This window comes from Defluviitalea raffinosedens (assembly GCF_016908775.1).
GTDB lineage: Bacteria > Bacillota > Clostridia > Lachnospirales > Defluviitaleaceae > Defluviitalea > Defluviitalea raffinosedens.
In genome coordinates this window covers 146,519-160,733 of record NZ_JAFBEP010000006.1, presented here as the reverse complement: position 1 = coordinate 160,733, position 14,215 = coordinate 146,519, and the positions used below count along the sequence as shown (strand labels likewise).

The window sequence follows — 14,215 nt, the reverse complement described above, 5'->3', positions numbered from 1 at the left end:
TGGGAAACACCCATACCCATACCGAACATGATGGTTAAGCCATAGACGGCCGATGGTACTTGGCGGGAGACTGCCTGGGAGAGTAGGTGGCTGCCGAAGTTATGCGGGTGTAGTTCAATGGTAGAACACCAGCCTTCCAAGCTGGATACGTGGGTTCGATTCCCATCACCCGCTTTTTGAATGCATAGATCGTGAAATCAATCTCCTGAATTCGTTCAGGAGTTTTTTTATTGTTTAATTTAAAAAAAAGATATGTTAAAATATTTAATGAAGTCAATGGAGTGAGTAGGGGGAGAAAATGCTTTTAATCTTATTGGAAGGTTTATTGAATAAGTTGGGAATTATAGTAGTATTTGTATTCTTGCTATCAAAGTCTAATTTTTTTAAAAGATATGTTTTAAAGGAAAAACTTAGTCTATATGATAAAATCTTTTTTTCTTTTGTCTTCGGAGGGCTTGGAATATTATTCACCTATTGGGGAATTCCAGTTCACGGAGGTATAGCCAATTCGCGTTCAATTGTAGTGGTAGCAGCAGGGATGCTTGGAGGAACAGCGGTAGGTACTGGAGCAGGATTGATTGCAGGTATTCACAGAATGTTTGTTCGAGGAGGTCCCTTAACTTCTTTTGCTTGCGGAATATCTACAATTATAGGCGGTTTGATCGGAGGAAGATTTAAAAAATATATAGAAGAAAAGCAGGACAAATGGCTTTATGGAATTTTAATTGGAATAATAGTAGAAACTATACAGATGGTAATTATTTTATTAATTTCAAGGCCTTTTGATGAGGCTTTTTATTTGGTAAGGCTTATTTTTATGCCTATGACTTTTATCAATGCTATGGGTATTGGAATATTTGTTATTCTGATTGAGCAAATATATGATGAACAGGAAAAGGCAGGGGCGCTGAAAGCACAATTAGCACTCAATATTGCCAATTGCACTCTTCCTTATTTAAGGAAGGGGCTCAATGAGTTTTCAGCACAAGAAACTGCTGAAATTATTTATAAAATGACAGGATCGGCAGCTGTTGCTATAACCAATACAGAAAAAATATTAGCTCATGTTGGTTTAGGCGATGACCATCATAAAAAAGGAGATAATATTCGTACCAATATAACAAAAAGAGTTATAGAAGAAGGCAGATTTATGGTTGCTCAAGAAAGAGACGAAATAGATTGTATTAATAAAAATTGCTCTTTAAAATCTGTTATTGTTGTTCCGTTAAAGGAGCAAGAAAAAACCATAGGGACTTTAAAACTTTACAAAAACAGAGAAAACAGCATTACTTCTTCTGATATAGAACTAGCCAAAGGATTAGGACATCTATTTTCTACCCAGTTGGAATTAAGCCAGATTGATTACCAAAAAGAATTACTGAGTCAATCAGAAATTAAAGCTCTACAAGCTCAGATTCAACCCCATTTTTTGTTCAATGCGCTAAATACCATTGTTTCATTTTGTAGAACAGATCCAAATCAGGCAAGAGAATTGCTCTTAAAACTAAGTTATTATTTAAGAAGCAGTTTTAAAAATCAAGAGGATTTTATTCCTTTAGAAAAAGAAATACAACTTGTAGAAGCTTATTTGTCAATTGAACAAGCCAGGTTTTCAGAACGGTTAAAAGTGGAATATGATATTGAACCCAATATGAACATAGCGATTCCGCCCCTTATATTGCAGCCAATCGTAGAAAATGCGGTCAAACACGGATTACTTCCAAAGAGTGAAGGTGGCACAGTAAAAATCAGTGCTTACAGTGAAAATAAAGAGGCGATCATTAAAATAAAAGATGATGGTGTTGGAATGAGCAAAGATCAAGTACAGTGCTTGCTGGATACAAGATGTAAAAAAGAAGGGGTAGGAGTGAGCAATGTAAATAATCGTCTCCAAAGTATATATGGACATAAACTTGAAATAGACAGCGATTTAGGCCATGGCACAACGGTAATCATTCGTATTCCTTTAAAGGGGTGTAAAAAAGTTGAAAGCGATATTAGTGGATGATGAAAAACCAGCATTAGAGGAATTAAAATATATACTAAGTCAGAAAAAAGATATAGAAATTATAGGGGCATTTACCAATTCAGTAAAAGCTCTTGAACAGATCTTGAAAGAAAAACCAGATATTGTTTTCCTAGATATTGAAATGCCTGAACTTAATGGATTTATGGTTGCCAGTGAAATCATAAAAGCAGACCTAGGTACGTTTATTGTATTTGTAACAGCATTTGACGAATATGCCATTCAAGCTTTTGAAATTAACGCAGTGGATTATGTGCTAAAACCATTTTCGGAAAAAAGATTACAAAAAACCGTTCATCGCATTATGGAAAAGTACAGACAAAATCAGATTCTGAATACAAAAACTGCACTGGAACAGTTATTGCAAAAAAGACCAGTTAACAATCCGCATAAGTTGCCTGTCTGGAAAAATGATCGAATTATACTATTAAACATAGAAGATATATTATTCTGTATGGTAGAGAATGGAGAAATTATAATTGTAACCAATGAAGACCGGTATAGAGTGGAAGGAACTTTAGGGCATTTGGAAGAAATTCTTCCCAAGGAAAATTTTTTTAGATGTCATAGGAGTTTTTTGGTGAATCTGGACGCTATAAGCGAAATTATTCCTTGGTTTAATAATACCTATATTATAAAAATTAAAGGCATGAATGATGAAATTCCCATCAGCAGAAGAAACATAAAAGAGTTTAAAGAAAGACTTCATCTGACATAACCGTTTACGCAAAAAATACAACCGTTTAGGTTGTATTTTTTGCATTTTATTAAAAATTTAACAAAAAACTGTTTTTGAATGATATACTGTATGTATAGAACTAATAAAAGTCCATCAAATATGAAGAGGGGGATTTGCTATGATAACTTTTATATTAGCTGTGGTTGCATTAATACTTGGGTATGTGATCTATGGAAAGGTTGTAGAAAAAATCTTTGGAATTGATCCTAATGCAGAAACGCCAGCAGTAACAAAGGCAGATGGTGTAGATTTTGTTCCTCTCGATTGGAAAAGAGCATTTTTGGTTCAATTCTTAAACATTGCAGGATTAGGACCTATTTTTGGTGCTGTATCCGGTGCTTTATGGGGGCCTGTAGCTTTCTTATGGATTGTTCTCGGAAGTATATTTGCAGGAGCAGTTCATGATTACTTTTCAGGAATGCTTTCTCTTCGTCATAATGGTGAAAGTATTGCAGAAATCGTTGGGATATATATGGGTAAATACGCAAAGAATATTATGAGAGTATTTTCTGTAATACTTTTGGTTCTGGTTGGGGTTGTATTTGTTACAGGACCAGCAGGATTGCTTCAAACTTTAACTGGTGTAAATAAGTATACTTGGATTGGAGTTATTATTATATATTATTTGTTAGCGACTGTACTCCCTGTAGACAAAATTATTGCAAAAATATATCCGATTTTTGGTGCATGTCTTTTCATCATGGCATTTGGCGTAACAATAGGCTTATTTGTAAAAGGTTATCAAATACCGGAATTAACTTTGCAAAACCTGCATCCATCAGGAAAAGCAATATTCCCATTTTTATTTATTACTATTGCCTGTGGTGCGATCAGTGGTTTCCATGCTACCCAATCTCCAATTATGGTCCGTTGCCTTAGAACTGAACGGGAAGGAAGAAGAGTATTTTATGGAGCAATGATCGCAGAAGGACTTATCGCTCTTATATGGGCAGCAGCATCTATGACATTCTTTGGCGGTACTGAAGGATTAGCACAAGCAGGAGAAGCTGCTGTGGTTGTTAATACAATATCTACTTCTTTACTTGGGAAAGTTGGAGGAGCTTTAGCACTTTTAGGTGTTGTTGCCTGCCCTATTACATCAGGGGACACAGCTTTTAGAAGTGCAAGATTAACGATTGCAGATGCGCTTCATTATAAGCAAAACCCAGTAAAAAACCGTTTTGTGATCGCAATACCACTATTTATCGTAGGCGTTGCTTTATGTTTCATTGACTTTACGATTATTTGGAGGTACTTTGCTTGGTCCAACCAAACTTTAGCGATGATTGCTTTATGGGCATCAGCAGTTTATTTGGTGAAGAATAATAAGCTTCACTGGATCGCTACCATACCAGCTACCTTTATGACAGCAGTTACTTCAACTTATATTTTGGTTGCTCCAGAAGGATTTTCATTACCAGATTCTATAGGATATCCTGTGGGCATTATAGCAGCAATTGTTGCTTTTGGAGTATTTATAGGTAAAATGGTGATCGGCAAATCAAATGTTGCAAATCAAATATCAAAATAAAGAGAATTCTAGGCTTGCCTTTGGGCAGGCCTATTTTGTGTCGTAAGACTTTTCTTAGTTTGAAATTCAAGCTTTATTTGATATAATATAAAAAAGAACATATATTATTGGAGGAAATTATGAGCAGATTAGGACAACAAATAGCTGATCTTAGAAATAAAAAAGGAATGACCAGAAAGCAACTGGCTAAAAAAGCAGGGATTTCAGAAAAAGCTTTAGAAGAAATGGAAACTGGAAGAAAGATCATTAACAGTACTATCCTGCATACATTTTCTAAAATATTAGGAGAGCCTATCGAGGATGGGGTAATAAATGATGACTTTTTTGAAGAAAATAAAGAAGAGAAAAGAGCATCAGTTAAAAAAATCGAAAAAAGAAAAGACACCGAAACAGCTCCTATAGAACCTATCTGGAATGATGCTTTTTCTTCTGTACTTAAAACAGTACCCATTTATGATTATACCCTTTCTAATGTGACGGGCAGCAGGCAGCTTCCTGTAGTGGACAATAAAGTAGAGGGTTTTTCTAAAGACAAAGTTTTCTATTTGACTGTAGAAGATGATGATATGCTTGGTTTCAGGATGATGAAAGGGGATCTGGTACTCGCATTTTCAACCCATGAGTTCAATAATCAGGGATTTTACTTTATTGAATATGATGGAAAAAGGATGCTTAGACAAATCAAAAAGCTTTCTCAAAGCCAGCTTTTACTTATTGAAAACAGAGGTGTCGTTAAAACTCGTACAGTATCTCCTCAAGAAATTAAAATTTTGGCCAAGCTGATCAGAATAGAGATTAACATATTATAACTCCCATACAGTGTATGGGAGTTATTTTAATGGTAATGATGATGATTATGGTCATGGATATGAAAGTGCTCTTCGTCATGATGATGATCGTGATGATGGTCATGACCGCAGTCACAGCTTTGATGATCATGGTCAAAAAATCCGCTGGAATCCATTATGATGCCTATTTTGCTCAAAACAAGAGCTTTTCTTTCTTCTGTAGAACAGGATTCTATAGCGTTCTGCAAATAATGCCTAAATTCTTTTTCGTTCATGGCTGGAGGAAGAATACCCAAAAAGTGCTGCATTCTTGCTTTTCTGAATATATTAGGCATAACTTGAAGTTGCTCATCTATAAAATGTTTAAATTCTTCGATATAAGGCTTTAAAATCTTGTCCATCGTTACAGAAGCTTTTGATTTTCTTTCATAACTAAAGAGGTCAGATAAATCTGTATTCAAATAGTATAGAACCAGTTGATAGTTTTGAATTTCTTTGGACAATAAATCTAGATCTTCATTTTTCTTTTGAATTTGTCTCATAATTTCAGAATGTTTTTTCTCAAGATTTGATTCAAGTATTTCAATATGTCTGTCCAGTAAATCCGGCAGTGTTTCAACCAGTAATTCTCTTTCTTCAGGGTCTGAAGCCCAGTTTACGATGGTAGAAGCAGATAAATAAAAATCTTTATAAGCGACATGCCGATTATAGAGTGTTTGCAAATTTACGTTTTCTAACATGATAAGAATAGAAAGAGCATTCAGCGCTTTGTAAAGCAGAGATAAGATCATAATGATTTTTGATAAAATATCACCGGTTATTTCAACTTCTTCCCACAATGCAGTAATATCATCTTCATTCATTTTTAGTAAATCCTGAGACTTAATATGATTGATAGAAGAAACGATATCTGGCAGAAATTCTTCATATCCATCTACACTTGTTCCAATAAACTGAAGTTTTAACATGTCAAAAAAACGTTCTAATTCTTTTGGATCCTCGCTTACTTCTATCAATTCAATGCTTTTTTCTATGTAGTCATAGAATTTATCTTTTGTTATTCTAATAGGAATATGTTTTAAAACTTCACGTAGTCTTTGCATTTTATCTTCATCTTTTGAATGATGAAAAATAAATGAGGAACATTCTTCATAAAAATGATCATAGTCTAAAACTCCTATATCGGATTTTTTAAATTGTTCCAATTGATACTGTTCTTCTATGATAAACGAAAGAATATTAAGTTCTGTAACATATCCATATGCAATGCAAAACAGATTGGAAATAGTGTTTTTATAGTTGATTAGTTCTTGTATTCTATTGAATTTTTGGGTACTTGCTTCGTTTAAAATATCTTCTAAAGAAAGTAGGACATTTTTAACATAATCTGCGATTTGCTCAATTTTCTCATCCATTCCATCAATATATGGAATAAACTCATTTGAAGATATCCCAATGGTACTTTTAAGAAAATTTAAAAATGCAAGAGGAACGCTTTCTTTAAATGAAGCACTTAAATTCGTCTCTAAATTATTGTTTTCACTGTTCAAACAAACTTCTCCTTCCATTATAAATCTTTAATTTGTGCCATTCATAATTGTAACATACCAAGAATTAATTTCAACGGGAAAATTTAAATCGACTGGAATATACATTAACATAAAATATCTGAAAGATAATTGTAAAAATATGAAGTTTTTTATTAGATAGAAAATAAGCAAAACTTACTGGAACTTATTGTATATGACTTAAAAACATGATAGAATAAATTTTACTAGCAATATGACCCAAATTATTTGACATATGGATTAACATAAAGTGAAGGGGGGAAGCTGTGGTTATTAAAGATAACTGCAGCGATGTTTATGGAAACAACAGCGAGTCTTGTAGAAGTATTTGAAATCTTAAGGTCTGAACACAGAGATCCGCATCATATCCTGGGAATGCATGAAGTAGAGGTAGATGGGAAAAAGGCTGTGGTTGTACGGGCTTTTATTCCTCAGGCAGCCAGTATAGAAGTAATAGATGATGAAAAACCTGAGCAAAAATATGATATGAAAAAAGTTTGTAGTGATGGATTTTTTGAAGCTGTAATACCTGATCGTCCGACAATATTCAGATATCGATTAAGTATTGCCGATTATCTGGGTAATCAGTGGACAACTTATGATCCCTATTCTTTTAATCCATATATAACTGACTTTGACAAATATCTTTTTGGGCAAGGCACTCATTATAAAATATTTGAAAAATTAGGTTCGCATCCCATGACGATTGATGGAGTGGATGGAGTTTTATTTGCAGTATGGGCGCCAAATGCAAAACGGGTAAGTGTTATAGGGGATTTTAACGGATGGGATGGAAGAAGACATCCTATGAGATGTTTAGGTTACAGTGGTATATGGGAGCTGTTTATTCCTGGTGTGTCGGAAGGAGATATTTATAAGTATGAAATAAAGACAAGAGAAGACTATTTACTTGAAAAATCAGACCCTTATGGAAATTATATGGAAGTAAGACCCAATAGTGCTTCGATTGTCTATGATATTAATAAATATCAATGGAATGATGCACAATGGATGGAGAAACGTCAGAAAACAGATCCATTAAATCAGCCGGTATCCATATACGAAGTGCATCTTGGTTCATGGATGAGAGTTCCGGAAGAAGGGAACAGGTATTTAACATATAGAGAAGCCGCTCATAAGCTGGTAGACTATGTTAAAGCGATGGGATATACCCACATCGAATTATTGCCGATTACGGAGCATCCTTATGATGGTTCCTGGGGATACCAGGTAACCGGATACTATGCACCTACCAGTCGTTTTGGAACTCCGGAAGACTTTATGTATTTTGTAGATTACTGCCATCAAAATAATATAGGAGTGATATTGGATTGGGTTCCTGCCCATTTTCCCAAGGATTCTTATGGCCTGATCCGATTTGATGGTACTGCTCTTTATGAACATGAAGATCCCAGACAAGGGGAACATCCGGATTGGGGAACATTGATTTTCAATTATGGTCGTATTGAAGTAAAATTGTTTTTGATTGCTAATGCGATTTTCTGGTTTGAAAAATATCATATTGATGGATTAAGGGTAGATGCAGTAGCATCCATGCTTTACCTGGACTATGGAAAGACAGACGGTAATTGGATTCCAAATAAGTATGGAGGCCGTGAGAACTTAGAAGCAGTAGAATTTTTTAAACATCTTAACTCCATAGTATATCAGAAGTTTCCGGGTATTATGATGATTGCAGAGGAGTCAACAGCCTGGCCTAATGTATCAAGACCAACCGATATAGGCGGTTTAGGTTTTGGACTCAAATGGAATATGGGATGGATGAATGATTTTCTAAGATATATGAAAAAAGATCCTATACATAGAAAATATCATCATAATGATTTGACTTTTGGATTGCTTTATGCATTTACAGAAAATTTCATTTTAGTCCTTTCCCATGATGAAGTGGTACACGGAAAAGGTTCTATGATTAGTAAAATGCCGGGAGACTACTGGCAAAAATTTGCTAATCTTAGAGTTGCTTATGGGTTTATGTATGGACATCCTGGTAAAAAGCTCCTGTTTATGGGAGGAGAGATTGCTCAGTTTAATGAATGGAGCGAAGCAAAAAGCCTTGACTGGCATTTACTTCAGTTTGAAAAGCATAAGGGAATGCAAGAATATATTAAAGATTTGAATCACCTTTATTTAAAAGAGAGTGCTTTTTGGGAATATGATTTTACTGGAGAAGGATTTGAATGGATTAATGCGTCTGATGCTGATGTCAGCATGGTTTCTTTTGTAAGAAAAGGAAAGAATCCGAAAGATACTTTGATTTTTGTATGTAACTTTACTCCGGTCCCCCATTTTCAACATAGAATTGGAGTGCCAGCCCAAGGAAACTACAAAGAGATTTTTAATAGCGACCACTCTAAATATGGCGGAAGCAATGTACTAAATGAACAAGTCATTACAGCTGATCATAGGGAATGGGATGGAAGAGCATACAGCATTGAACTTAGAATTCCACCTTTGGGTATGACGATCTTAAAAAGGGTAGAAGAATAATAGATAAAGAACGATTTGTAAAAACAAGAACAATGGAATCAAGATCTTAAATTTGATTTTCTTCGTTTTATGATGAAAGGTCTTCATGCCAAGCAGTGCTCCAAAGGGACCAAAGAAGGATAAAGTGAGCAATGTTTTTTCAGAAGTTCTCCATTGATTTTTTAAAGCTTTTCTTTTATCTACCCCAAATGTACTCCATGAGAGAAGATTGAGTAGTATAAAAATAATAATGACATATATTTTCATTCTACACCTCGGTTCTTAATACTGGCTTTAATTTCTGTTTTATTATACAACGTTGTTTTCTAAGTTACAATGTTAAAAAGTTAAAACGAAAGACTTACCTGTTTGGGAGTAGTGTCTCAAACAGGTTTTTTGTTGTTTGAAAGTATGAAGCAAAATTGTATAATTAAGAAAGAGAGGAGTAATCAAATTGATGAAGAAGCAATGGAATAATGGGATTAAAGAAGAACATAGGGGCATCAATATTCAGAATGAAGGTTCCTTGCATAATCAAATAAAGCAATGGTATGCTCAAAAAGAAGATCGGCTTGAAGTAAAAGTCGGAAGATATATCGTAGACATTGTAAGGCAAAATCAATTAATTGAAATACAGACAAAAAATTTTAGTTCCATACGAAGTAAAATCAAAAATCTTATTATAGATTATCCTGTAAGGCTGGTTTATCCTATTTGTGAAGAAAAGTGGATTGTAACCTTAGGTAGGGACGGAGAAGTGATTAGCAGGAGAAAATCTCCTAAGAAAGGCAAATTGCTGGATTGCTTTAATGAATTGATTCGCTGTCCGGAAGTGATGAACGAAGAGAATTTTTCTTTAGAGATTCTGATGATTAAAGCAGAAGAAATCAGATGTTTTGACGGAAAAGGAAGCTGGAGAAGAAAAGGAGCCAGTATTTACGATAAAATTTTACTGGATGTAAGCCAGTCCATAGTATTTGAGTCCAAAGACGATTTTGCTTCATTTCTCCCCGATCATTTGCCGCAGCCTTTCACAAATAAATCACTTTCTAAGTATCTGGATATAAGCATTCCCCAAGCCAGACGCATGACATATTGCTTAAAAAAAATGAAATTAATCAGAGAAGTCGGAAAGCAAGGAAACACGATTCTTTATGAAATAAACACCTCCAATGACTAATCATTAGAGGTGTTTATGCTGTTTATATACTCTTCTGCTTTTTGAATATGCTGAAGGACCATTTCTTTTGCAGGACCGCCTATGATCTTTCTTTTATTAACACATTCTTCGAGAGAAATCGCTTTGAAGATATCTTCATCAAAAGCAGGTGAGAGTTGTTTATATTCTTCCAATGACAGCTTTTCCAATGAAGTATTATGTTGGATGCAGTAAAGAACCAGTTTGCCAATAATTTCATGGGCATCTCTGAAGGGCAGGCCTTTTTTAACGAGATAATCGGCAGCATCCGTTGCATTGGTAAAGCCACCGCCGGCAGCATTATACATATTGTCCTTTAGTACTTTCATAGTTTCAATCATGGAAGTAAAGATAGGAAGGCACATTTTTACCGTATCAATGGCATCAAAGACAACTTCTTTATCTTCCTGCATATCTTTATTGTATGCCAGAGGAAGGGATTTCATGGTGGTGAGAAGACTCATCAAATCTCCATAAACCCGTCCGGTTTTTCCACGAACTAATTCTGCAATATCTGGATTTTTCTTCTGGGGCATAATACTGCTTCCAGTAGAGTACGCATCGTCTAATTCTATAAAATGAAATTCGTGGGAACTCCAGAGAATAATTTCTTCAGAAAAACGGCTAAGATGCATCATAATCAGCGAAAGATTATTAAGGAGTTCGATACAGTAATCCCTGTCCGATACGCCGTCCAGGCTATTAAAAGTCACATCAGAAAATCCTAAATCTTTTGCAACAGCATATCTATCCAAAGGATAGGTAGTTGCCGCCAAAGCCCCTGAACCAAGAGGCAGAATATTGGTTCTTTTATAGGTATCGTTTAGTCTTTCAATGTCCCGCTTAAACATTTCGAAATAAGCCATCAAATGATGGGCAAGGGTAATAGGTTGTGCTCTTTGGAGATGGGTGTATCCAGGCATAATGGTTTCTGCATGTTCTTTGGATAATTTGATAAGAACGGACTGAAGTTTTAAGATCAAGGATTGAATTTCTTTGATTTCTTTCTTGACATACATACGCATATCCAGTGCAACCTGATCATTACGGCTTCTTCCTGTATGGAGTTTTTTGCCTGTGTCACCGATCCTTGAAATAAGGATTTTTTCTATATTCATATGAATATCCTCAGCCTCAATATCAAACTCAATTTTTCCATCTTCAATATCTTGCAGAATTGCTTTTAATTCTTTTTTTATAATTTCCGCATCTTCTTGTGGAATGATATTTTGCTTTCCAAGCATGGAAACATGGGCAATACTTCCTAAGATATCTTCTTTGTATAACCGTTGGTCAAATCGTATGGAGGAATTAAAATCATCCACCATAGAATCGGTTGATTTTGAAAATCTTCCACCCCATAATTTCATTCTTTCACATCCTTTACTCAGTCTTTTTCATTAAAGGAACCAACTCATTTCATCCATGAGTTGGTTCTAATTAAAGAAATAATATTTTAATTCTATTGGTTTCTTTGCTTCATCATAGCTCTTACTTTAGATGGAAGACCGTATAAGTTAATAAAGCCTTCGGCATCTTTATGACTGTATAAGTCGCCAGTTGTAAAGCTTGCGATAGATTCATTGTATAATGAATATGGTGAAGTCGTTCCGGCAGGAATAATATTGCCTTTGTATAATTTCAATCTAACCTTTCCAGTTACAGTTTCCTGAGTAGCATCTACGAAGGCAGCCAATGCTTCACGAAGAGGAGTAAACCATTCTCCGGAATAAATTAGTTCTGCATATTTTAAAGCAACCTGTTGCTTATAAGCATAGGTTTGGTGATCCAAGCACATATGTTCCAATTCTTCATGGGCAGCATACAATATAACGCCTCCGGGAGTTTCATATACTCCTCTGGATTTCATGCCAACCACGCGATTTTCTAATATATCAGATAAACCGATTCCATTCTTGCCGCCGATCTCATTGAGTTTAAACATCAGATCTACAGGGGAAAGGGTTTCTCCATTTAATTTCACAGGAATACCTTTTTCAAATTCCAATTCTATATAGGTTGGTTCATCAGGAGCTTGTTCTGGTGAAACGCCTAATTTAAGCAGTTTATTATAATTAGGTTCTTTGCCGGGATCTTCTAAGTCCAGGCCTTCATGGCTTAAGTGCCACATATTTCTGTCACGGCTGTAGCTTTCTTCCCTTGTCATTGGAACTTCTAATCCTCTTTTTTCAAGGTATTCTATTTCATCTTCACGGGACTTAATATCCCATATTCTCCAGGGCGCGATAATTTTAAGCTGAGGAGCCAATGCTTTAATAGCAAGCTCAAAACGAACCTGATCATTTCCTTTACCAGTGCATCCATGACAAATTGCTTCAGCGCCTTCCTTAAGTGCTATTTCTACAAATTTCTTTGCAATAAGAGGTCTTGCAATGGAGGTACCAAGATAATATTTGGACTCGTAAACAGCGCCGGCTTTAAGCATCGGAAATACATAGTCTTTCATAAATTCTTCTTTTGCATCTTCTATGTAAAGTTTGCTTGCACCATTTTTAAGGGCCTTTTCTTCCATTCCATCCAATTCTTTTCCCTGACCTACGTCTACACAAACAGCAATAACTTCATAATCATAATTTTCTTTTAACCAATGTAATATAACGGTTGTGTCCAATCCACCGGAGTATGCCAGAACAACTTTTTTACTCATACTCAATCCTCCTAATCCATTGTTGATTTTTTATAATTATACACTTTGTGTACTATTTATGCAAGCATATTTTAAAAAATACTTGCATAAACTTTCATATGAATGTATAATTATTAAAAAATCATAAACTTTTCACTTGAGCATGGATAGGAGGAAAAGAATGATAAGAGTCGGTATAGTGGGAGCAACGGGTTATGTTGGAGAAGAATTGGTACGTATTCTTATGCAGCATCCAGAGAGTCATATCATAAATTTAACTTCTCAAAGTTATGTAGGAAAGAGCTTTAGCCAAATTTATCATAACTTTGAAGGTATTTGCAATACCATATGTGAAGAAGAAGATATTGAAAAACTTAGTGAAGAGGCCGACGTAATTTTCTTAGCCCTTCCGCACGGAATTGCATCTAAAAAAGTAAATGCTTCAATATTAAAGAAGGCAAAGGTTATTGACTTAGGTGCAGATTTTAGATTAAAGAATGCAAATGTATATGAACAGTGGTATAATACAGAACATTTCAGTCCTGAATTATTAAAAGAAGCAGTTTATGGATTGTGCGAAATCAAAAGAGATCAGATCCAAAAGAGCAATTTAATTGCAAATCCGGGATGTTATACGACTTGTACTATTTTAAGTTTATATCCTCTTTTAAAAGAGAATGTAATAGATGAAGACAGCATTATAGTGGATGCAAAGTCAGGGGTATCCGGCGCAGGCCGGGCGCTTAGTTTAGATATTCATTATATTGAATGTACAGAATCCATTAAAGCCTATAAAATTGCTTCCCATAGACATACTCCTGAGATTGAACAAGAACTTGGTGAAGCCTGCAAAAAAGACATTACAATATCTTTTACGCCTCATCTTATTCCCATGAACAGAGGGATTTTAGCAACTTGCTATGGAAAACTTAAGAAAAAAGTTACTTGGGATGAGATAATGAATATTTATAAGAAGTATTACGAAAAAGAGCAGTTCATCCGTCTTATGAATAAGGGTGTTTATCCAGAAACAAGATGGGTTAAAGGTTCAAATTATTGTGATATAGGTTTTTCTGTAGATGAAAGAACAGGAAGAATTATTGTTATAGGGGCAATTGATAATTTGGTTAAAGGCGCAGCAGGACAGGCTGTGCAAAATATGAATATTTTATTTGGATTAGAGGAAAATATGGGACTTAATCAGATACCGATGTTTCCATAAGCTGTC

The 14,215-nt window shown here is 35.0% G+C and carries 11 protein-coding genes, 1 tRNA gene and 1 rRNA gene; 9 read left to right on the top strand and 4 right to left on the bottom strand.

Annotation, left to right across the window (positions count from 1 at the left end):
* The 6 genes from rrf to JOD07_RS06920 all read left to right on the top strand — a co-directional run.
* A 5S ribosomal RNA gene (gene rrf, locus JOD07_RS06945) occupies positions 1 to 99 on the top strand; the annotation flags it as partial.
* Positions 100 to 103: 4 nt separating this feature from the next.
* Positions 104 to 174 (top strand) — tRNA-Gly (locus JOD07_RS06940).
* Between the two features lie 124 nt (positions 175 to 298).
* Entirely contained in the window at positions 299 to 2,008 is a 1,710-nt protein-coding gene (locus JOD07_RS06935) for a sensor histidine kinase (protein ID WP_204613002.1), read from the top strand.
* Positions 1,986 to 2,744: a LytR/AlgR family response regulator transcription factor gene (locus tag JOD07_RS06930; RefSeq protein WP_204612994.1), complete on the top strand. Its 759-nt coding sequence runs from the start codon at positions 1,986 to 1,988 to the stop codon at positions 2,742 to 2,744. The genes JOD07_RS06935 and JOD07_RS06930 overlap by 23 nt, the downstream gene beginning before the upstream one ends.
* A 139-nt stretch (positions 2,745 to 2,883) precedes the next feature.
* Positions 2,884 to 4,296 carry a carbon starvation CstA family protein gene (locus tag JOD07_RS06925; RefSeq protein WP_204612992.1) on the top strand — a complete coding sequence of 471 codons (1,413 nt, stop codon included), beginning with the start codon at positions 2,884 to 2,886 and terminating at the stop codon, positions 4,294 to 4,296.
* A gap of 119 nt (positions 4,297 to 4,415) precedes the next feature.
* The gene (locus JOD07_RS06920) at positions 4,416 to 5,105 is read left to right on the top strand and encodes a S24 family peptidase (protein ID WP_158739249.1); all 690 of its coding nucleotides are present in this window, start codon (positions 4,416 to 4,418) and stop codon (positions 5,103 to 5,105) included.
* 26 nt (positions 5,106 to 5,131) lie between these two features.
* Here the strand turns inward: JOD07_RS06920 and JOD07_RS06915 are convergent, their stop codons facing one another.
* A complete protein-coding gene (locus tag JOD07_RS06915) occupies positions 5,132 to 6,634 on the bottom strand; it encodes a hypothetical protein (protein WP_158739248.1) in 1,503 nt (500 codons plus the stop codon).
* A gap of 315 nt (positions 6,635 to 6,949) precedes the next feature.
* On the opposite strand from JOD07_RS06915, the gene glgB reads away from it, so the two are divergent.
* Positions 6,950 to 9,163: a 1,4-alpha-glucan branching protein GlgB gene (glgB, locus tag JOD07_RS06910; RefSeq protein ID WP_204612990.1), complete on the top strand. Its 2,214-nt coding sequence runs from the start codon at positions 6,950 to 6,952 to the stop codon at positions 9,161 to 9,163.
* Here glgB and JOD07_RS06905 read toward each other — a convergent pair.
* Positions 9,143 to 9,409 carry a DUF1294 domain-containing protein gene (locus JOD07_RS06905; RefSeq protein WP_158739246.1) on the bottom strand — a complete coding sequence of 89 codons (267 nt, stop codon included), beginning with the start codon at positions 9,407 to 9,409 and terminating at the stop codon, positions 9,143 to 9,145. The genes glgB and JOD07_RS06905 overlap by 21 nt on opposite strands.
* A 190-nt stretch (positions 9,410 to 9,599) precedes the next feature.
* Between JOD07_RS06905 and JOD07_RS06900 the strand changes: the two genes are divergently transcribed.
* Positions 9,600 to 10,322, top strand: a complete 723-nt coding sequence (locus JOD07_RS06900) for a DUF8091 domain-containing protein (RefSeq protein ID WP_204612982.1) — start codon at positions 9,600 to 9,602, stop codon at positions 10,320 to 10,322.
* Here JOD07_RS06900 and argH read toward each other — a convergent pair.
* The gene (gene argH, locus JOD07_RS06895) at positions 10,319 to 11,710 is read right to left on the bottom strand and encodes an argininosuccinate lyase (RefSeq protein ID WP_204612980.1); all 1,392 of its coding nucleotides are present in this window, start codon (positions 11,708 to 11,710) and stop codon (positions 10,319 to 10,321) included. The genes JOD07_RS06900 and argH overlap by 4 nt on opposite strands.
* A gap of 92 nt (positions 11,711 to 11,802) precedes the next feature.
* Positions 11,803 to 13,008, bottom strand: a complete 1,206-nt coding sequence (locus JOD07_RS06890; protein WP_330636183.1) for an argininosuccinate synthase — start codon at positions 13,006 to 13,008, stop codon at positions 11,803 to 11,805.
* A 160-nt stretch (positions 13,009 to 13,168) separates the two neighbouring features.
* Here JOD07_RS06890 and argC point away from each other — a divergent pair, with 160 nt between their 5' ends.
* Complete coding sequence (argC, locus tag JOD07_RS06885) at positions 13,169 to 14,209, top strand: N-acetyl-gamma-glutamyl-phosphate reductase (RefSeq protein ID WP_204612976.1); 1,041 nt, start codon at positions 13,169 to 13,171, stop codon at positions 14,207 to 14,209.
* The last annotated feature ends 6 nt before the right edge of the window (positions 14,210 to 14,215 follow it).